The sequence below is a fragment of the Microbacterium paraoxydans genome (assembly GCF_020524545.1).
GTDB lineage: Bacteria > Actinomycetota > Actinomycetes > Actinomycetales > Microbacteriaceae > Microbacterium > Microbacterium paraoxydans_C.
The window spans coordinates 283,493-301,620 of record NZ_JAIVLG010000002.1; the positions used below are offsets into that span (position 1 = coordinate 283,493).

Genomic DNA, 18,128 nt, shown 5'->3' on the forward strand with positions numbered 1-18,128 from the left:
CGTCATCCGCTCAGGAGCGAGGGGATGCGGGCGAACATCTCGGTGGTGAAGGCGATCATCTCCGCGATCATCCAGTTCCCGGCGATCAGCAGGGCTATCCCGACCGCCACGATCTTCGGCACGAACGACAGCGTCACCTCCTGCACCTGGGTGATGGATTGCAGGAGCGAGATCGCGAAACCCACCACGAGGGCGGTCACCAGCACCGGAGCAGCGAGCTTCGCGGCGATGATCAGCCCCTGGGTGCCGATGTCGATCACGGCTTCGGGGCTCATCCGACACCTCCGTAGCTCTCCAGGAGGGCGCGGATGATGAGCCCCCACCCGTCGACCAGGATGAACAGCAGGATCTTGAACGGCAGCGAGATCATGACGGGCGGCAGCATCATCATGCCCATCGACATCAACGCCGCGGCGACGACGAGGTCGATCACGAGGAACGGTACGAAGATGACGAAGCCGATGATGAACGCGGCGCGCAGCTCGGAGATCATGAATGCCGGGATGAGCGTGTACATCGGCACGCTCGTCGGGTCCTCGGGATTGGGCTGACCCGCCATCCGGGTCATGAGGGCGAGGTCCTCTTCGCGCGTGAACCGCAGCATCCACTCCTGCAGCGGCAGCTGGCCGACGTCGATGGCCTGGGTGAACGTGAACGTGCCGTCTATGTACGGCTGCACGGCGACGGCGTTGATCTCGGTCAGCACCGGCCACATGATGAACAGCGACAGGAACAGGGACAGCCCGGCCAGCACCTGGTTCGGGGGGATGGTGGGCAGGGACAGGGCGTTGCGTGTCATCGCGAGCACGACGAAGATCTTGGTGAACGACGACATCATCAACAGCAGGGCGGGCGCCACCGAGAGCAGCGTGATGCCGAGCAGCGTCAGGATCGAACCCGAGGGCGAACCGTCGACACCGTTGATGTCGATCGTGACGCCGTCGCCCGGATCGTCGGGTGTCACGGCCGCGTGCGCCGGGGAGCCGGTGGCCAGCGTCAGCACGACCACCACGGCGAAGGCGGCGGCGACGAGCAGCGCGACTCGTCGCAGCGCGCGGCCGTCGGCGGTCCCACCGGGCATGCTCATCGTGTGCGCCGGATGGCCTCGGCGGTCTGCCGCCAGGTTTCGGGCGAGAGGATGGAGCCGCGAAGCGGATCGTTCCGATGGCGGATGCGCCGCTGCGGCACCGGCTCCGTGGCCGCGGTCGTGCTCTCGGTCCGGGCGGTCGCGGCGAGGATGCGGTCGAACTCGGCGGCGTCGGAGGCTGCTTCCGACGTCGCGGCCGACCACGCCGGCGTTGCCGCGTCGTCGGGCACGGCTGCGGCCTTGACGGGCAGACGGTCGACCACGTTGACGCCGTGTTCGGTGACACCCAGCACGTAGCGGGCGTCTTCGGTCTGGACCACGACGATCTGCGCCTTCGGCCCCACTCCCTGGCGGCCCAGCACCGTGATGGCCTCACCGTCGCGTCGCCGGGCGGCGGTGCGGGATACCCGACGCTGCAGGAACCAGAGCAGCCCGAGCACCGCTGCGAGCGACAGCGCGACCCGCAGCGCGAGCAGGAGGTCGTCCAGGGTCAGGCCTCGACGTTCTCGAGGATGCGGGTGATCCGCACCGCGTAGTCCTGATCGACGACCACGACCTCGCCGTGCGCAATGATGCGGCCGTTGAGCTTGACGTCGGCGGGGGCACCGGCGGAGCGATCGAGTTCGACGACACGCCCCGGCTCGAGGTCGAGGACGTCGCGCACGGCCATCCTGGTGCGCCCGATCTCGACCGTCAGCTCCATCTCGACCCCGGCGATGCGGTGCAATCGGCGCGACGAGCTCGACGTACCGGCCGGAGTGCGCGTGACGATCACGGCGAGGCGCCCGATCGTCCGTTCGGTCCCGTCCTGCAGATCGAAGAGCTGGGCGGCGGGGTCCGCGAAGAGGGCGGAGGCGTCGCCGATGGTGGCGTCACCGAGCGCGCCGGCACCCAGCGCGCTGGCCGCGGCCTCGAGGGCATCGCGCAGTCGTTCGGTCAGAGGGGCACCGCCGAGACCGTCGACTAGGGCCTCGGAATCGAGCAGCTGCACCGCCAGCTGCGCGCTCGCCTCACCGACGAACTGCACGATCACGGCATCGCCGGTATCGCCCGACACCTGGGAGGCACGCGCGGAGGTCGCGGTGGCGGTCGGCAGTTTCGCCGCGAACGCGGCAGCGACGGCGGACTCATAGGTGGTGGTGCTGGTCACGCGGGCTCCTCGGCGATGGCGGGATCGGGGGCGGTGGTGGCGACGACGCAGGCCAAGCGCGCTCCGGCGCTGCCGACGGCCGCAGTGGCGACGGTCTGATCGCCCACGGCGAGGATCATCGGCCGGTCCGCGGAGTGCGGGAAGGAGACGATGTCTCCGACGGCGAGATCGAGCACGTCGCGGGGAAGCACGGCGCGGGGTGCGAGCCTGAGTGCCACGTCGACGGGGGAGACCTCGACCTGACGGCGGACCATTCCCGGCGCCGCCGACCGGTCTGCATCCGAGGTGCGCACCGTGAAGCCGGCGAGGACCGAGGCGGGCAGCATGACGCTCGCCGGGACGGCCCGGCCGGCCAATCGCATCGAGAACCGCGCGACGATCACCGGTTCCCCCGAGGCCGCGACCTGCGCGAACTGGGAGCTGTACTGAATCCCGCTCACCGTGATCCCGGCGGGCAGCAGCCCGTCCAGGGCGCCGGTGAGGTGATCGAGAGCATCGACGATCAGGGAGCGGATCAGCGCCTGCTCGATCGGGGTGAACGTGCGGTCTTCCGAGGTGTGGGACGAGCGCCCGCCGACCATCTGCACGATCCAGGTGGTGGCGGCGGAGGTCGGCAGCTGCACGATGAGGCGTTCGTCCGAGTCGGGCAGCGCGCACACGATCAGGGTGGTCGTCGTCGGGAGCGACTGCGCGTACTCGCCGTACGTCAGCATGCCGACATGCTCGACGGCGATGGTGGCGCGGACGTGGATCTTCGCCGACAGCTGGGTCGACCACTGCCGGGAGAACGTCTCGAAGGCCAGTTCCAGGGTGCGGGTGTGCTCGCGCGAGAGGGTCGCCGAACGGCCGAAGTCGTACACCTCGACTTCGGCGGCCTTCGTCGCCGTCGCTGCGCGCGCTTCGGAGCGCACGCTGTCCTGGATCACCACGAACCCGACTATCGGGCGGTGATCTGCGTGCGTTAGGAGAGGACGAGGTCAGGAGGACGGCTGCGCCGCCTGCGCTTCGGGCAGGAGGGCACGCACCTCCTCGTTCGCATCGGACAGGACGACGATGTCGACCCGTCTGTTCTGGGCCAGTGCTTCGCTGCTGTTGCCGGCGGCGACCGGGCGGGTATCACCGAACCCGACCGACTTCAGATGGCTCGGCGGCAGCCCCGACGACTCGACCAGATGCCGCAGAACCTGGGTGGATCGTCCGGCCGACAGCTCCCAGTTCGTGGGGTAGGGGGCCACGGAGCCGCGGACATCGGCATGGCCCTCGACCGAGATCTCGTTCGGTGCGGTGACCAGCACCGAGCCGAGCGCGTCGAGGACCAGTACGGCCGTCGGGCTGAGCGCGGTGCTGTTCGTGGTGAAGAAGGTCTCCGCGCTGACGAGGCCGATCGTGAGTCCGCGCTCGTCGATCGTGAAGGTGACGTCTGCTTCGAGGCCGTTGTCTGCGAGGACACGGCGCAGCCGCTCCCGGAGCGCGGAGAGCTCGCTGAACTCCGTCTGCGCGGCGGCCAGGTCGACATCGGCGAAATCGTCGCCGTCCTCGTCGACCAGTTCCGGCGGGACCACGACGCCCGTGACCGCATCGATGTCGTCGGACGGTTCCTGGCCGAACCCGGTCGCGAGGGAGGCGCTGAGGGCCTCGAACTTCTCCTGGTCGACGGTCGACATCGCGAACAGCACGATGAACATGCACATGAGCACGGTGACCATGTCGAGATACGAGGCCATCCAGCGCTCGTCCGGTCCGCTGTGCTCCTCCTGCGGCACCCGCCGGCGGGCGCGCACGCTCATGGCGAGGGCTCCGTCTCCTCTGCGGCGCGCGTGCGGGTGCGCGACCGAGCCGATCGCGCCGAGGGGCGCTCGGCGACGAGTGCGCGCAGGCGTTCCCCGACGAACTGCGGCGGAGCGCCGGCCTGGATCGCGAGCATCCCCTCCATCAGGACGGTCATGCGCTCCAGCTCGAGCTCACCGAGTCGCTGGAGTCGTCCGCCGATGGGGAGCCAGATGAAGTTCGCGGACAGCAGGCCCCACAGCGTCGCCACGAATGCGGCTGCGATCATCGGGCCGAGCGTGTCCGGCTTGTCGAGCTTCTCGAGCACGTGGGTCAGCGAGACGACGGTGCCGATGATGCCGACGGTCGGCGCGAAGCCACCGAGGGTCATGTAGAAACGCGAGGCGGTGCGGTTGCGGGCGGCGGTCGAGGTGAGTTCGTCCTCCAGCAGGGTCCGCAGGTCTTCGGCATCCGTGCCGTCGGCGATGCTCTGCAGTGCCTGGCGGAGGAAGGGATCCTTCTCCTCGTCCAGCCCCTGTTCGAGGGCGAGCAGCCCTTCCGCGCGTGCCTTCTCGGCGTATCCGATGACCGTGTCGATCGTGCTCGCGGCGGTTCGACGCTCGCCGCGGAAGGCGCGGGGGAGGGACTTGAGCGCGTGCAGGGCGTCACGCAGGGTGCCGCTGGCGAGACCGACCGCGATCGTCGCCCCGAACACGAGCACCATGGGGGCCGGCAGCAGCAGGGAGCCGACGGTCGCGCCCTCGATGTTGATCATGGCGACCAGGGCGCCGAAGGCGAGGACCAGTCCGAGGATGAGCGACGGATCCATCAGAGCTCCGCCTCGGTGGGGGCGTCGACGGCGGGCGTCTTCGCATCCGCGGCGATCATGGCCGCGGCTGTCGCGAGCACTCGGGCACGGAACCGGGCGATCTGAGCGATCACGTCGTCCATCGTCTCGGTGACGACGAAGGTCGCCCCGTCGACCATGATGAGCGTCGTGTCCGGCGTGGCCTGGACACGTTCGATCAGGTCGGGATTCACCGCGAACCGCGAACGGTTCAGGCGCGTGAGGACGATCATGGGCTCCATCCTGGAAAGATCCGTCCGCGTTCCAGGGAACGCGGACCCGACGGCCCGTCCTGGGCTGTCGGGGGTGACTGTCGGACGGAGTGCGCCGGGCGTTAGCCGGGGAGGAGCCGCGACGTGTGCAGGTGTGCGCGCGCAGACGGCGCGAAGGGCGTCGCGCGCCGCCGCTCAGCCGATCACGTCACGCCGCCGCAACGCCCCTGCGCTCCCCGCGATCAACACGAGAGTCAGCACCCACAGGGCGATCGCCCCACTCGGGTTCAGCCCTTCTGCGAGCGGAGGCTGGTGGAAGGCCCAGGAGTAGGGGGAGACCGTCCGGAGCCACTCCGCCTCCTCGACCTGGTTCGCGATGGCGTTGAAGGCGTATCCCGCGACCGCGATCCCCGCCCCCGCCGCCACCGCCCACGAACGGCGACCGACCAGAGCGCCCACGAAGAGCGCGGTGCTCCCCGCGAGCGCGGTGAGCCCGACGAAGACGACCGTGGCATCGACGATGTGGATCGGCGTGATGTCGAGTGCGGCGGAATCGTTGAGCAGCGCGACGACGACGCCTGCGAAGACACCCAACCAGGTGAGTCTGACCAGGATGGCGGCGGCGGACTCCAGCGCGTACCTCACCCGCCCGACGCCGTGGGCGAGGTCGAGTTCGAGTCGGCCGGACTCCTCCGCGCCCGCGACGGCGCTCGCGCCCCAGGACGTGGCGGCGATGGTCAGCAGCAGGAAGCCGATGAGCCCGTAGAACGTGCCCTGTGCGTATCCCGCACCGGTGCCGATCTGGTCGTAGCCGAGCGCTCCCACCAGCTCCGGCGGGAGGCTGTCGATGATCTGCTGCATCTGGCCGTTGCCGCCGATGCTGGGGAAGAGCGGCAGGTACATGAACAGCACCGCGGCGACGCCGATCGTCCAGCCCAGGGTTCCGCGCCAGCCTTCGCGCAGCGAACGCCGGAAGACGGGGAGCACGTCACGCATCGCGGCCACCTTCCTCCGAGTGCGAGGGTTCACCGTAGAGCCTCAGCACGGACTCCTCCAGGTCCGGCTCCTCGATCGCCAGGTCGAGCACGCGGTGACCGGCGAGCGCCTTGACCAGCGGATCGATGTCGCCCTCGACCGTGGCGCTCACCCGCACGGCCTCTGTCGTGCTGCGGACCTCGAGGTCGGTGATCTGCGGCAGCGCGCCGAGCTGCTCGCGGATCGTCGATTCTTCCGTCGAGGCGAGGCCGGCCCGCACCCGCCGGACGGCCCCCAGTCGCAACGACGCCACATCGCCTTCCGCGACGACCTTCCCCTGGCTGAGGACCGCGACGACATCGGCGGTCTGCTGGATCTCGCTGAGCACGTGAGAGCTCAGCAGCACGGTCTGGCCCCGGTCCCTCGCATCGGTGACGAGGTGGAGGAACTCCCTCTGCACGAGCGGGTCGAGTCCGCTGGTCGGCTCGTCCAGCACGAGAAGTGGCGGCTCGTGCATGAACGCCTGGACGATACCGAGCTTCTGCTTGTTGCCCTTCGAGAGCGCGTGCACCGGCCGGCTCAGGTCGAGGTCGAGTCGGTCCGCGAGCTCGCCGATCGCGCCGGACCTCACGGGGCCTGACACCTCGGCGTAGAAGTCGAGCATGCGACGTCCCGTCACCCGCCCGTCGAGTCGGAGCTCACCGGGGATGAACCCGATACGTCGTCGAAGGGCGGGGCCGCCCCGCCGAGGGTCTTCCCCCAGGACCCGGATGGTCCCTTCGGTGGGACGGATGATGTCGAGGATCATGCGCAGCGTGGTCGTCTTGCCCGCGCCGTTGGGGCCGATGAGTCCGAACACGGTGCCGGGCTCGACGCTCAGGTCGAGGGAGTCGACGGCCGTGTGCCGGCCGTATCGCTTGCGGAGGCTTGTCAGTTCGATGGCAGGGGACATTTCCCTGCTCCTTTCGGATGGGTGGAGACGAATCGGGTTCGGGTGGCGCCTCAGCGCGGCGGATCCGGGTCCTGATTCGGGTCGTGCTCTCCCTTGTCGGACCGAGGACCGCTGCGCCTGGACAGCGCCTCCTTCGCGGCCACGAGCAGCCGATCATCGGCGTAGAGGCCGTGCGTGTACAGCTCCAGGACCGGGATGGTCGAGCGTTCCAGCAGGGAGGTGGTCAGCGTCGTCTCGCCGAAGGCCCGGGCGAGTTGTCGTCGCAGGATGACGGGGCCCAGCCCGTAGAGCGTCATGTACACGGCCGTCGCTTCGAGGTCGGACTGCGGGCGCATCGTGCCGTCGGCGATCTGCTCGCGCAGCATCTCCCTGGTGCTGGAGAGGAACGAGTCGAAGAGCCTGTCGGATGCTGCGGAGTCGTCGACGAGCATCCGAGCGAGGTAGTCCAGACCGGTGTTGCGCTCCTCCAGCGAGTCCAGGGCCTGCCGCATCAGCCGGGAGGCGTCGGCACCGGTCATCCCCTCGCGCTCGGCGACGAACTCGGTCACGACGTGAGTGTCGCACACCTCCCTCAGTCCCTCCTTGCTGCCGAAGTGATGGAGGATGAGCGCCGGGCTCACACCGGCGTCCTGAGCGATCTGCCGCACGCTCGTGCTCGCGAAACCCTGCTGGCCGAACCTCGAGATCGCGGCATCGCGAATGCGCGCCCGTGTCGTGAGGTCTTCGGATGCTGAACGCATAGTCAGGATGCTAAACGGTTGTTCAGTCGTGCGCAAGAGGCATTGCAGCGAGCGATGTTAGTGACTAACATCACTCGCATGGCCAGCACCGTCTCCACCGCCGCGCGGCTGCGGGCATCCGCACTGCGATTGTTCTCCGAACACGGGTTCGACGACGTCACGGTCGAACAGATCGCCCGTGACGCCGGGGTGTCGCACATGACCTTCTTCCGGCATTTCCCGACGAAGGAGGACGCGCTCCTCGACGATCCCTACGACCCGTTCATCGCAGATGCGGTGGCGACACAACCCGCCGATCTGCCCGCGATGGAGCGGGTGCGAAGAGGCCTGCTGGGCGCCTGGGCGTCCGTGCCGGCGGCGACTCCGGAGGAGACACGCTCCCGGGTGGCGATCATGGCGGGACACCCCCGTCTGCGTGCCAGGGCGTGGCAGAACACGCAGCAGACGGAATCGCTCATCGTGGAGGCGCTCACGGCACAGGGGACGCCGAGACGCGAGGCGGTCGTCGCCGCCGGTGCCTGTCTGGGGGCGGTGATGGCGGCGCTTCTGGAGTGGGGGACGGACTCGTCCGATGAGCCCCTCGGGCAGGCGATCGTCGAAGCGCTCGGCCTGCTCGCCGCCGAGACGAAGCCATGACCCCGAGGAGGATGCATCCGGTGATCCTCGCCGCTCAGCGGGTGCACAAGCGCTACGGGGACGAAGTCGCTCTGCGCGACGTGAGCCTCGAGGTGCGGGCGGGCAGCATCCACGCGCTCGTGGGTCTGAACGGCGCGGGAAAGACCACGCTCATGCGATCGATGCTGGCCATGATCCGGCCGGATGCCGGGCAGGTGAGCATCCGATGCGGAGACGACATGGTCCCGGGGGATCGCCTGCCGCGAATGGACTGGCGCCACGTCGGCCACATGATCGAGACGCCCTTCACCTACGCCGAACTCACCGTCACGGAGACGGTCGTCGCCGCGGCCCGTCTGCACGGGATGGGGCGTACGGAGGCGCCGACAGCGGCGCGCGCCATGATCGAGCAGCTCGAACTCGGTCATTGGGCGCACCGGAGAACGCACTCCCTGTCGCTCGGCAACAGGCAGCGCCTGGGGCTGGCCGGCGCACTCGTGCATCGGCCCCGGCTGCTGATCCTCGATGAGCCTGCCAACGGACTCGACCCGGCAGGGGTACACGTCGTTCGAGGGATGCTGCAGCAGGCCGCGGCAGGCGGTGCCGCGGTCCTGATCTCGAGCCATCACCTCGACGAGATGGCCCGCATCGCCGACACCATCAGCGTGATGCACCGCGGAGCGCTGATCGGAACACTTCCGCCGCGCGGAATCGACATCGAACGGCAGTTCTTCGACATGGTCGCAGCCCACGACGGCCTCGACAGGGGAGGTGCGACATGAGGGCAGCGCTCGCCGTGGAATGGATCAAGTTCCGCAGGGCGACGACGGTGCGGGTCACGACCGTCCTCGTCGCCATCCTCGTCCCCGCGATGAGCGCGGGTTTCCTCGCCGTGGTGCGTTCCGATTCGGACGGCGCGCTCGCGATCAAGGCGGCGGCGCTCCTCACCGACGTGGGGTGGGCGGGCATCACCGGCTTCTCGGCCCAGATCATGTCGGTGGGAGCGCTGCTCGCCGTCGGCGTCGTCGTCGCCTGGGTGTTCGGGCGGGAGTTCACCGACCGGACCTTCGGGGCGCTCTTCGCCGCTCCGACGTCTCCCGGGGCTCTCGCCTCCGCCAAGATGCTCATCACGATGGCGTGGGGCGTCCTCGTGTCGTGCGTCGCCGCGGTGCTCACCCTCGCAGCCGGTGCGCTGATCGGTCTCGGCCTCCCCGATGCCGAGGCCGGGACGGGTGCTGTGCGGATCGCCGTCGTCGGAGTCCTCACCGTGGTGCTCACGCTGCCGCTGGCCGTGGTCGCCAGTGCCGCCCGGGGCTATCTCCCTGCGATCTCCGCACTGCTCGCGCTGGTCGTGTTCACGCAGGTCGTGGTCGCGCTGGGCGCCGGAGCGTGGTTCCCGTATGCCGCGCCCGGCATGTGGGCCGGGCTGGGCGGTGCGAGCCTCGCCGAGACGGTCACACCGCTCCAACTGCTCCTCGCGCTGCCGATCGGTGCGGTCTCAGCCGCCGCTACCTGGCGATGGTGGCAGACGGCCGAGGTGCGGTGATGCCACGGATCATCATGATGGAGGTCGCGAGATCAGGACTGAGCCTCGGCAGCCTCGAGCCGGCGGTAGCGGCGGTTGCGGGTGCCGAGGAGCACGGAGGCGGCGACGGCCGCGACGACGGACGCCGTGAGGATGGCGACCTTGGCATGGTCGTGGTGCTCGCTTCCGGCGGCGAAGCTCAGCTCGGCGACCAGGAGTGAGACCGTGAAGCCGATTCCGGCGAGGAGTCCGACACCGACGAGGTCTATCCACCGGAGCGACGGGTCGAGATTGATACGCCGGATCCTGGTGATGATCCAGGTCGCCGCCGTGATGCCGAGTGGCTTTCCGAGCACGAGGGCCAGGACGATGCCGACCACGACGGGGTCCGTGAAAGCGGAGACGAAGCCCTCGCCTCCGCCGATCGCCACTCCGGCGGAGAAGAACGCGAACACCGGTACCGCGAACCCCGCCGAGAGCGGACGGAAGCGGTGCTCGAACACCTCGGCGAGACCCGGGCCGGCGTCGGGGCCCCGGTCGGCCTTCTTGTGGAGCACCGGGATTGTGAAGCCGAGCAGCACACCCGCGATGGTCGCGTGGATGCCGGACGCGTGGACCAGCGCCCACGCGACCACGCCGATCGGCAGGAGGATCAGCCAGGCCGCAGTGGGGCGCAGATGGAAGAAGTCGCGATACCGCTGGGCGATCACGCCGTAGACCGCGATCACGACGAGAGCGAGCACCAGCGGGAGGATGTCGATCGTCTCGGTGTAGAACAGCGCGATGATGCCTATCGCGATCAGGTCGTCCACCACAGCCAGGGTGAGCAGGAAGATCCGCAGCGCGCTCGGCAGATGGGATCCGATGATGGCGAGCACGGCCACGGCGAAAGCGATGTCGGTCGCGGTCGGGATCGCCCATCCGTGAGCCGCCTCCGCCGAGCCCGCCACGACGGCGAGATAGATCACCGCAGGCACGATCACGCCACCCACCGCGGCGACGATCGGAACCACGGCGGTGCTGAACCGGCGCAGGTCACCGGCCACGAACTCGCGCTTGAGTTCGAGGCCGACCAGGAAGAAGAAGATCGCGAGCAGACCGTCGGCGGCCCAGGCGCCGAGGCTCAGGCGCAGATGCCAGGGTTCGTAGCCGATCTCGAAGTCGCGCAGCGCGAAGTACGACTCGGCCCAGGGGGAGTTCGCCCAGAGCAGCGCGATCGCTGCGAGCGACACGAGGAGAATGCCGCCGACGGTTTCCTTGCGCAGGATCTCACCGATACGGCGGGACTCGTCGCGGGAGGAGGAGGGGAAGACGGCTCGGACTTTGGCGAGGCGTGAAGAAGGCTTGACCATGCGGGAGCTTTCGGGTCGATGAGCGTGTGTTCGTCGACCAGGCTTCCCGACACTCCGTCTCCCAGCCTACCCGAACGGTGAAAGCCGCTGCGCGCACCTGGACCCTTCGCGGGATGCTCGGCCCGTGTCGCCGCCCGCGTCGGGGTCCGACCGCTGCTGTACTGTGAGTGGTCGGTGCGCCGGGAGTCGGTACGGCGACCCGACAAGGAGCCCGTGGTGACCACCAGTCAGCCGAACGTCCGGACCGCGCGATTGTGGATGCCGATCCGCTGGATCGCCGACTTCCCCCGTCGTTCGCCGGCTCGTGCGTCGATCGCCGTGTTCGTGCTCGCGGCGATGCTCTTCACGGTACTGCTGCGCCTCCCGGTCGCGGCGGCCGATGGTGTCGCCGCAGCGTGGGAGGATGCGACGTTCACGGCCTCCTCCGCCGTGACAGTGACCGGACTGACCTCCGTCGACACCGGGACGTCCTGGTCGCTCTTCGGACACATCGTGATCCTGCTCGCCATCCAGACCGGCGGCCTCGGTATCGTGACCGTCGCGCTGCTGCTCACCCAGGCTGTCACGCGCAGGCTGGGGCTCGGCGGGCGCGTCTTCGCGCAGCAGGTGATGGGTGCGACGCCCCTGGGTGACGTCAAGCGGCTTCTCAAGATCGTGGTACTGACCACTTTCCTCATCGAGGGTGCCCTGTGCGCGCTCCTGCTGCCGGCCTTCATCGTCGAGGATGGATGGGTTCGGGGCCCGTGGCATGCCCTGTTCTACAGCATCTCCGCTTTCAACAATGCGGGGTTCGTCCTCGATCCCGGTGGTCTCGCGGTCTACAGCCACAACGTCTGGATCATGGGGGTGCTCATGGTCGGTGTGATCGCGGGCAGCCTGGGCTTCCCCGTGTACCTCGCCGTCATCGCTCATCTGTGGGGGCGCGGACGGTGGTCGCTGCACACGAAGCTGACCGTCACGACGACCCTCGTCCTCTTCCTGGTCGGCGCGGTCAGCTGGGGCGCGAGCGAGTGGGACAACTCCGCGACCATCGGCACACTGAGTCCGCTCGACCGGATCCTCCATGCGCTGTTCGCGTCGACGATGATGCGCTCCGGGGGGTTCGCGATCGTCGACACGGAGCAGTCCACCTCGACGACCCTCCTTCTCACAGATGCCCTCATGTTCGTCGGCGGCGGGTCGATCTCGACCGCCGGTGGTATCAAGGTCACGACGCTCGCTGTGCTGTTCCTCGCCATCGTCGCCGAGGCCCGAGGCACCAGGGATATCGCGATCTTCGAGCGACGGCTCCCCGAGAGCGTTCTCCGCGTCGCGATCTCCGTCACCTTCCTCGGGGCGTCCCTCGTCCTCGCGGGGACGGTGCTCCTCACTCTCACGAACCGGGCGCCGCTGGATCACATCCTGTTCGAAGTCATCTCCGCGTTCGCGACCTGTGGGCTCTCGGTCGGGCTGTCCGCCGATCTCGACCCCTTCGGCAAGTTCGTCCTGTCCGCGCTGATGCTTGCGGGACGCGTCGGCCCCATCGGTCTCGCCGCCGCACTCGCCGTACGACAGCGCACCGAGCACTTCACCTACCCCACCGACCGTCCTATCCTCGGGTAGTCGCCGACCGAGGCATGCGCGGCGTCATCCGGCGCGACGGGGCGGGTCGCCCTCCGCCGAGAACTGCGCGAGCTGGGCGAGGAACTCGTCCGCCATCCCCACCTGGTTCGCGAGTCGTTCGCGGCGGGCCGTCGCTTCCTCTCGAAGCGCGCCGAGACGTTCCTGGAGATCGTCGCGGTCCGGCTCGTCGGCGAGCGCGTCGACCACGTCCAGGACCGCCCGCATCTCATCCAGCGTGTAGCCGAGCGGCTTCATCCGTCGGACGATCATGAGGCGACCGACGTCTTTCGGGGTGTAGAGCCGGAAGCCGCCGTCTGTGCGACCGGTCGGGATCACCAGCCCGACATCCTCGTAGTGACGGAGTGTGCGGAAGGACAGGGACGTCTGCTCGGCGACCTCGCCGATGCGCATCGTCTCTTCGTGCTCCACGGATCGGCGTCCTTCCCCTGACTCGACAGCAAACCTCACGTTACGTTAGAGTCTGCGTGCGCGCATTTCTGCGCATCCCCCATTCTTCCGTGCCGAGCTCCGTGGTGCATGCGCACGGTCCGTGCGCGCCCTCCGCTCCTTCGCACGCCCATCCAGGAGAGCACATGACCGCTGTCGTCCCCGCCCCGGAACGCCCGTCCCGCTATCGCATCGAGCCCACCGTCATGCAGGCGCTGCGGAATCCGCGTCTGCTCACCCGGGAGGTCCTCGCCGGGCTCGTCGTCGCGCTCGCACTGATCCCCGAGGCGATCGCCTTCTCGATCATCGCCGGAGTCGACCCGCGGGTCGGCCTCTTCTCCTCGTTCGTGATGGCCGTCGCCATCTCGTTCCTCGGAGGACGCCCCGCGATGATCACCGCGGCCACGGGGGCCGTCGCCCTGGTGATCGCTCCGGTCGCCCGGGAGTACGGGATGGACTACTTCATCGCCACCGTGCTCCTCGGCGGAGTCATCCAGATCGTCCTCGCCCTCCTCGGCGTGGCCAAGCTCATGCGGTTCATCCCCCGCTCCGTGATGGTGGGCTTCGTGAACGCGCTGGCGATCCTCATCTTCACCGCGCAGCTGCCCCAGCTCTGGGACGTGCCGTGGCTGGTGTACCCGCTCGTCGCCGTCGGCCTCGCCATCCTGTTCCTCATGCCGCGCATCACGAAGGTCGTGCCCGCCCCGCTGGTCACGATCGTGCTGCTCACGGGCGCCGTCGTGGTCTTCGGATGGAGCGTGCCGAACGTGGGCGACCAGGGCGAGCTTCCGCAGAGCCTGCCCGAGCTGTTCATCCCGAACGTCCCCTTCACCCTCGAAACGCTCGGGATCATCGGCCCGTTCGCTCTCGCCATGGCAGTCGTCGGCCTGCTCGAGACGCTCATGACGGCCAAGCTGGTCGACGACATCACCGACACGCACTCGCGGAAGACCCGTGAGGCCTGGGGACTGGGCGTCGCGAACGTGCTCTCCGGAGCCTTCGGCGGGATGGGCGGATGCGCCATGATCGGCCAGACCATGATCAACGTGAAGGCGTCCGGCGCGCGCACGCGCATCTCGACGTTCCTCGCCGGTGTCTTCCTGCTCATCCTCGTGCTCGCCCTCGGCGACGTGGTGGCGGTGATCCCGATGGCGGCCCTCGTCGCCGTGATGATCCTCGTCTCGATCTCGACCTTCGACTGGCACAGCATCCGTCCGTCGACCCTGCGCCGCATGCCGAAGAGCGAGACCGCCGTGATGCTGATCACCGTCGCTGCGACGGTCTGGACCCACAACCTCGCGATCGGTGTGGTCCTCGGAGTGCTCACGGCGATGATCATGTTCGCCCGGCGGGTCGCGCACTTCGTCACGGTGACCCGTACGGTCGCACCGTCGGAGTCGGGCGACGTCGCGCACTACGAGGTCGTCGGGGAACTGTTCTTCGCGTCGAGCAACGACCTCACGACGCAGTTCGAGTACGCGGACGATCCCGAGCACGTGGTCATCGACATGACGCGCTCCCACATCTGGGACGCTTCGACGGTGGCCGCGCTCGATGCGGTGGTCACCAAGTACGAGCGCCTCGGGAAGACGGCCGACATCCAGGGGCTCAACGACACCGCAGCCGCGTTCCGTCGCCGTCTGAGCGGCAACCTCGGCGCCGGGCACTGAGCGCAGGCGCCCCTCTCCCGCTCGGTGCCTCAGCGCCGACGGGCTCGGGGCAGGTCGATCGGACCCGTCACCGAGAGCTCGTTCTCCCAGACCTCGATCCCGCGCACCCCGGGCAGTCGTGCCTGGGTGAAGACCGGGTCCAGTCCCTCGCGTCGTTGCTGCGTGTAGTCCTTGAGGAGCTTGAAGGCGACGCCGGAGAGCAGAGCGATCGCAACGAGGTTCACGATCGCCATGAAGCCCATCGCGCCGTCGGCGAAGTTCCAGACGACGTCGGCCGAGACGAGCGCGCCGGCGAAGACGGCCGCGATAGCGAAGAGACGGTAGCCGAGCAGCACCCCGGAATTCGAGGTGATGAACTCGATGTTGGTCTGTCCGTAGTAGTAGTTGCCGAGGATGGAGCTGAACGCGAGCAGGAAGATGATCACGATCAGGAGGATGTTCGACCAGCTTCCGAGGGCGCTGACGATCGCGCCCTGCGTCAGATCGATGCCGCGTTCGGCGTTCGCGAGGTCCGGGACCGAGACGAGGATGATGAACGCGGTGATCGAGCACACCAGGAAGGTGTCGAAGTAGACGCCCAGCGTCTGCACGAGGCCCTGCTTGACCGGGTGCGTCACGGCTGCACTCGCGCCCGCGTTCGGCGCTGAGCCGAGGCCCGCCTCGTTGGAGAACATTCCGCGCTTGACGCCGGTGAGGATGATGTAGCCGAGCGCGGCCCCGACGATCTCGTTCGGTCCGAAGGCCTGGGTGAAGATCAGGGAGAAGACCTCGGGGAGCCGTTCGATGTGCATCGCCACGATCACCAGTCCGAGCAGCAGGTACAGCAGCGCCATGACCGGCACCAGCGTCTGGGTGACCGACGCGATCCGGCGCACGCCGCCGAAGATGACCAGACCCATGAGCAGGGCGAGAGCCGCGCCGATGGCGACGGGCAACCAGGCGGCGGAGTCGTCGCCGAAGCTGCCCGAGATCGTCGCCTGGATCGTGTTCGCCTGCAAGGAGCTGAAGGCGATGGGGAAGCAGATGATGAGGATGACCGCGAACAGCACGCCCATCCAGCGCGCACCGAGCCCGCGCTGCATGTAGTACGCAGGTCCGCCGAGGAAACCGTCCTTGTCGCGTGTCTTGTACAACTGGGCCAAGGACGACTCGATGAACGCGGATGCTCCGCCGATGAAGGCCATCAGCCACATCCAGAAGACCGCCCCGGGGCCACCGATCGCGATCGCGGTTCCCACCCCGGCGATGTTGCCGACACCCACCCGCGAAGCCGCCGAGATGGTGAAGGCCTGGAACGCGGAGACCGATTGCGGCTCACCGGTGTCGGTGCGTGGCGTCCGATCCTTCAGAGTGCGGAACATCTCCGGGATCAACCGGAACTGCACGACGCCGGAGCGCACCGTGAAGTACAGGCCGAGGAGGACCACGATCGGCAGGACGAGCCACGTCCACAGGTTGTCGCCCCAGGTCAGCAGCCACTCATTCACAGCATCCATCCGCACAGTATGGCAGGACGGAGGCTCGTGACGTCACGAGCCTCCGCGGATACCCGCCGCTCAGCGCTTGAGGTTGGTGAGCTCCTGCAGCACCTCATCGCTGGTGGTGATGATGCGGGCGTTCGCCTGGAAGCCGCGCTGGGCGACGATGAGGTTGGTGAACTCCTGCGACAGATCGACGTTCGACATCTCGAGCGCACCGCTGATGATGCCGCCCAGCCCCTCGGTCCCTGCCTCTCCCAGCGTCGGCTCGCCGGAGTTGCCGCTGGGGCGGAACTGCGAGGATCCGGCCTTCTCGAGACCACCCGGGTTGACGAAGCCGGCCAGCGCGACGCGGGCGAGCACCTCGGTGTCGCCGTTGCTGAAGGTGCCGACGAGGCTGCCGTCGTTCAGGAGCGCGTACGAGCTCAGCGTGCCGGCCGGCTTGCCGTTCTGCTCCTTGATCGCGACGTCGCTGACGTCGGCGAATCCGGTGACCGCCGAGAGGTCGACCGTGACGCCGCCCGAGACGATGGAGGACGCGGCGGCCTGCGTGCCGTCGGTGAAAGCGAGGGAAGTGGTCGCGCCGCCCGGCTCGGTGACGTCCCAGCCCGTCGCGGTGCGGGTGAAGGTGAGACGCAGCGACGTGGCCGTGCCCTCGGCGTCGTAGGTCTTGATGTCGCGCACCAACTGCTCGCCGACGGCGGCACCGGAGGGCAGGTTGCCGGTGACGCGGGCGGTGGTGGTGGCGGTGGCGGGGCTCAGGGCTCCGACGGGAAGACGGATGTCGCCGGTGCCCTGACCGGGGACGATCACGCCGTTCTGCGCTGTCCACCCCTGGACGAGCGCGCCGTCGGCCGAGACCAGCTTGCCGCTCGCATCGAACGAGAAGCCGCCGTTGCGGGTGTACAGGGTCTCGCCGCCCGCGCGCACGACGAAGAAGCCGTCGCCCGCGATCATGAGGTTGGTCGGCACTCCCGTGGGCTGCGGGGCGCCGGAGGCGAAGTTCGTGCTGATTCCCGCGACCTGCACGCCGAGGCCGACCTGAGCGGGGTTCTGACCGCCGGAGGCCTGCTGCGGCATCATCGAGTTGCGGACGAGCTGGGAGAGCGAATCCTGGAACTGCACGGCCGAGGCCTTGAAGCCCGTCGTGTTGACGTTGGCGATGTTGTTGCCCGTGACGTCGAGCATGGTCTGGTGCGAGCGCAGACCCGAGATTCCGGCGAAGAGGGAGCGGAGCATGATGATGCCTTTCTGGGATGTGCGGGGCTGGTCAGGACTGCGGACGGGGAACGAGGGAGACGCCGGAGACGGCATCGAGCGGGATGGACGCTTCGCCGATGGTCACGAGCGGAACGGCCCCGGCATACGACACGGACGTGACGATGCCCTTCTGGGTGACACCGTCTTCGTCGACGTACTGCGCCTCGTGGCCGATCAGCGCGGCGGCCGTCTGGCGCATGCTGAGCGCGAAGTTCTCGGTCGACGTGGCCGAGAGCGCCGTGAGCTGCTCCATCGAGGCCAGCTGAGTGGTCTGCGAGATCATCTCGTTGGTGTTCATGGGGGAGCTCGGGTCCTGGTTGGTCAACTGCGTCACCAGCAGCTTCAGGAAGACCTCGGAATCGAGCGTCTTCTTGCGCTCCGTCGCGGGCGTGGTGCTGCCCGTCTGCACCCCGGAGGAGGGGAGGGTGCCGGAAATCGGGTCGGTCATG

General features: G+C 68.5%; 21 protein-coding genes. 5 read left to right on the forward strand and 16 right to left on the reverse strand.

Annotated elements, in window-relative coordinates; genetic code table 11:
* Positions 1–2: 2 nt before the first annotated feature.
* The 11 genes from fliQ to LC041_RS06045 all read right to left on the reverse strand — a co-directional run bounded on the left by fliQ (position 3) and on the right by LC041_RS06045 (position 7,730).
* The gene (gene fliQ / locus LC041_RS05995; RefSeq protein ID WP_047524786.1) at positions 3–275 is read right to left on the reverse strand and encodes a flagellar biosynthesis protein FliQ; all 273 of its coding nucleotides are present in this window, start codon (positions 273–275) and stop codon (positions 3–5) included.
* On the reverse strand, positions 272–1,087 hold the full coding sequence (fliP, locus tag LC041_RS06000; protein ID WP_226532057.1) for a flagellar type III secretion system pore protein FliP: 816 nt from the start codon (positions 1,085–1,087) through the stop codon (positions 272–274). Before fliP ends, fliQ begins: the two co-directional genes overlap by 4 nt.
* On the reverse strand, positions 1,084–1,581 hold the full coding sequence (fliO, locus tag LC041_RS06005; protein ID WP_308012758.1) for a flagellar biosynthetic protein FliO: 498 nt from the start codon (positions 1,579–1,581) through the stop codon (positions 1,084–1,086). Before fliO ends, fliP begins: the two co-directional genes overlap by 4 nt.
* Positions 1,578–2,237 carry a flagellar motor switch protein FliN gene (fliN, locus tag LC041_RS06010; RefSeq protein WP_226532059.1) on the reverse strand — a complete coding sequence of 220 codons (660 nt, stop codon included), beginning with the start codon at positions 2,235–2,237 and terminating at the stop codon, positions 1,578–1,580. The genes fliO and fliN overlap by 4 nt, the downstream gene beginning before the upstream one ends.
* Positions 2,234–3,166, reverse strand: a complete 933-nt coding sequence (locus LC041_RS17330; RefSeq protein WP_226532061.1) for a flagellar motor switch protein FliM — start codon at positions 3,164–3,166, stop codon at positions 2,234–2,236. Before LC041_RS17330 ends, fliN begins: the two co-directional genes overlap by 4 nt.
* Before the next feature lie 48 nt (positions 3,167–3,214).
* Entirely contained in the window at positions 3,215–4,024 is an 810-nt protein-coding gene (locus LC041_RS06020) for an OmpA/MotB family protein (protein WP_226532062.1), read from the reverse strand.
* Positions 4,021–4,833, reverse strand: coding sequence for a motility protein A (locus tag LC041_RS06025; RefSeq protein WP_226532063.1), 813 nt, complete (start codon positions 4,831–4,833; stop codon positions 4,021–4,023). The genes LC041_RS06020 and LC041_RS06025 overlap by 4 nt, the downstream gene beginning before the upstream one ends.
* Positions 4,833–5,084: a flagellar FlbD family protein gene (locus LC041_RS06030; protein ID WP_226532064.1), complete on the reverse strand. Its 252-nt coding sequence runs from the start codon at positions 5,082–5,084 to the stop codon at positions 4,833–4,835. The genes LC041_RS06025 and LC041_RS06030 overlap by 1 nt, the downstream gene beginning before the upstream one ends.
* Before the next feature lie 174 nt (positions 5,085–5,258).
* Positions 5,259–6,059, reverse strand: a complete 801-nt coding sequence (locus LC041_RS06035) for an ABC transporter permease subunit (protein WP_226532065.1) — start codon at positions 6,057–6,059, stop codon at positions 5,259–5,261.
* Positions 6,052–6,990: an ABC transporter ATP-binding protein gene (locus LC041_RS06040; protein ID WP_226532066.1), complete on the reverse strand. Its 939-nt coding sequence runs from the start codon at positions 6,988–6,990 to the stop codon at positions 6,052–6,054. Before LC041_RS06040 ends, LC041_RS06035 begins: the two co-directional genes overlap by 8 nt.
* Positions 6,991–7,040: 50 nt before the next feature.
* On the reverse strand, positions 7,041–7,730 hold the full coding sequence (locus tag LC041_RS06045) for a TetR family transcriptional regulator (protein ID WP_226532067.1): 690 nt from the start codon (positions 7,728–7,730) through the stop codon (positions 7,041–7,043).
* Between the two features lie 78 nt (positions 7,731–7,808).
* Between LC041_RS06045 and LC041_RS06050 the strand changes: the two genes are divergently transcribed.
* From LC041_RS06050 to LC041_RS06060, 3 genes are read left to right on the forward strand one after another with little or no spacing between them, the layout of a single operon-like run.
* The gene (locus LC041_RS06050; RefSeq protein WP_226532068.1) at positions 7,809–8,366 is read left to right on the forward strand and encodes a TetR family transcriptional regulator; all 558 of its coding nucleotides are present in this window, start codon (positions 7,809–7,811) and stop codon (positions 8,364–8,366) included.
* 20 nt (positions 8,367–8,386) lie between these two features.
* On the forward strand, positions 8,387–9,127 hold the full coding sequence (locus LC041_RS06055) for an ABC transporter ATP-binding protein (RefSeq protein ID WP_226532069.1): 741 nt from the start codon (positions 8,387–8,389) through the stop codon (positions 9,125–9,127).
* Positions 9,124–9,891 carry an ABC transporter permease gene (locus LC041_RS06060; protein WP_226532070.1) on the forward strand — a complete coding sequence of 256 codons (768 nt, stop codon included), beginning with the start codon at positions 9,124–9,126 and terminating at the stop codon, positions 9,889–9,891. The genes LC041_RS06055 and LC041_RS06060 overlap by 4 nt, the downstream gene beginning before the upstream one ends.
* Before the next feature lie 32 nt (positions 9,892–9,923).
* Here LC041_RS06060 and nhaA read toward each other — a convergent pair whose 3' ends face one another.
* Positions 9,924–11,222, reverse strand: a complete 1,299-nt coding sequence (gene nhaA, locus LC041_RS06065; RefSeq protein WP_226532071.1) for a Na+/H+ antiporter NhaA — start codon at positions 11,220–11,222, stop codon at positions 9,924–9,926.
* A 216-nt stretch (positions 11,223–11,438) separates the two neighbouring features.
* Here nhaA and LC041_RS06070 point away from each other — a divergent pair, with 216 nt between their 5' ends.
* Positions 11,439–12,824: a TrkH family potassium uptake protein gene (locus LC041_RS06070; RefSeq protein WP_226532075.1), complete on the forward strand. Its 1,386-nt coding sequence runs from the start codon at positions 11,439–11,441 to the stop codon at positions 12,822–12,824.
* A gap of 24 nt (positions 12,825–12,848) precedes the next feature.
* Here the strand turns inward: LC041_RS06070 and LC041_RS06075 are convergent, their stop codons facing one another.
* On the reverse strand, positions 12,849–13,235 hold the full coding sequence (locus LC041_RS06075) for a MerR family transcriptional regulator (protein WP_226532588.1): 387 nt from the start codon (positions 13,233–13,235) through the stop codon (positions 12,849–12,851).
* 182 nt (positions 13,236–13,417) lie between these two features.
* Between LC041_RS06075 and LC041_RS06080 the strand changes: the two genes are divergently transcribed.
* A complete protein-coding gene (locus LC041_RS06080) occupies positions 13,418–14,941 on the forward strand; it encodes a SulP family inorganic anion transporter (protein ID WP_226532077.1) in 1,524 nt (507 codons plus the stop codon).
* 29 nt (positions 14,942–14,970) lie between these two features.
* On the opposite strand, the gene LC041_RS06085 is transcribed toward LC041_RS06080, so the two are convergent.
* The 3 genes from LC041_RS06085 to LC041_RS06095 are packed head-to-tail and all read right to left on the reverse strand — an operon-like array spanning position 14,971 to position 18,127.
* Positions 14,971–16,437: an alanine/glycine:cation symporter family protein gene (locus LC041_RS06085; RefSeq protein WP_226532078.1), complete on the reverse strand. Its 1,467-nt coding sequence runs from the start codon at positions 16,435–16,437 to the stop codon at positions 14,971–14,973.
* A gap of 60 nt (positions 16,438–16,497) precedes the next feature.
* A complete protein-coding gene (locus LC041_RS06090) occupies positions 16,498–17,658 on the reverse strand; it encodes a flagellar hook protein FlgE (RefSeq protein WP_226532080.1) in 1,161 nt (386 codons plus the stop codon).
* A 31-nt stretch (positions 17,659–17,689) separates the two neighbouring features.
* Positions 17,690–18,127 carry a flagellar hook assembly protein FlgD gene (locus tag LC041_RS06095; protein ID WP_226532081.1) on the reverse strand — a complete coding sequence of 146 codons (438 nt, stop codon included), beginning with the start codon at positions 18,125–18,127 and terminating at the stop codon, positions 17,690–17,692.
* Between the last annotated feature and the right edge of the window lies 1 nt (position 18,128).

Bases quoted from the DNA above. Each gene is read 5' to 3' on its own strand.
- fliQ (WP_047524786.1), bottom strand. From the start codon at position 275: ATGAGCCCCGAAGCCGTGATCGACATCGGCACCCAGGGGCTGATCATC.
- fliP (WP_226532057.1), bottom strand. From the start codon at position 1,087: ATGAGCATGCCCGGTGGGACCGCCGACGGCCGCGCGCTGCGACGAGTC.
- LC041_RS06020 (WP_226532062.1), bottom strand. From the start codon at position 4,024: ATGAGCGTGCGCGCCCGCCGGCGGGTGCCGCAGGAGGAGCACAGCGGA.
- LC041_RS06025 (WP_226532063.1), bottom strand. From the start codon at position 4,833: ATGGATCCGTCGCTCATCCTCGGACTGGTCCTCGCCTTCGGCGCCCTG.
- LC041_RS06030 (WP_226532064.1), bottom strand. From the start codon at position 5,084: ATGATCGTCCTCACGCGCCTGAACCGTTCGCGGTTCGCGGTGAATCCC.
- LC041_RS06035 (WP_226532065.1), bottom strand. From the start codon at position 6,059: ATGCGTGACGTGCTCCCCGTCTTCCGGCGTTCGCTGCGCGAAGGCTGG.
- LC041_RS06040 (WP_226532066.1), bottom strand. From the start codon at position 6,990: ATGTCCCCTGCCATCGAACTGACAAGCCTCCGCAAGCGATACGGCCGG.
- LC041_RS06045 (WP_226532067.1), bottom strand. From the start codon at position 7,730: ATGCGTTCAGCATCCGAAGACCTCACGACACGGGCGCGCATTCGCGAT.
- LC041_RS06050 (WP_226532068.1), top strand. From the start codon at position 7,809: ATGGCCAGCACCGTCTCCACCGCCGCGCGGCTGCGGGCATCCGCACTG.
- LC041_RS06060 (WP_226532070.1), top strand. From the start codon at position 9,124: ATGAGGGCAGCGCTCGCCGTGGAATGGATCAAGTTCCGCAGGGCGACG.
- nhaA (WP_226532071.1), bottom strand. From the start codon at position 11,222: ATGGTCAAGCCTTCTTCACGCCTCGCCAAAGTCCGAGCCGTCTTCCCC.
- LC041_RS06075 (WP_226532588.1), bottom strand. From the start codon at position 13,235: ATGCGCATCGGCGAGGTCGCCGAGCAGACGTCCCTGTCCTTCCGCACA.
- LC041_RS06080 (WP_226532077.1), top strand. From the start codon at position 13,418: ATGACCGCTGTCGTCCCCGCCCCGGAACGCCCGTCCCGCTATCGCATC.
- LC041_RS06085 (WP_226532078.1), bottom strand. From the start codon at position 16,437: ATGGATGCTGTGAATGAGTGGCTGCTGACCTGGGGCGACAACCTGTGG.
- LC041_RS06090 (WP_226532080.1), bottom strand. From the start codon at position 17,658: ATGCTCCGCTCCCTCTTCGCCGGAATCTCGGGTCTGCGCTCGCACCAG.
- LC041_RS06095 (WP_226532081.1), bottom strand. From the start codon at position 18,127: ATGACCGACCCGATTTCCGGCACCCTCCCCTCCTCCGGGGTGCAGACG.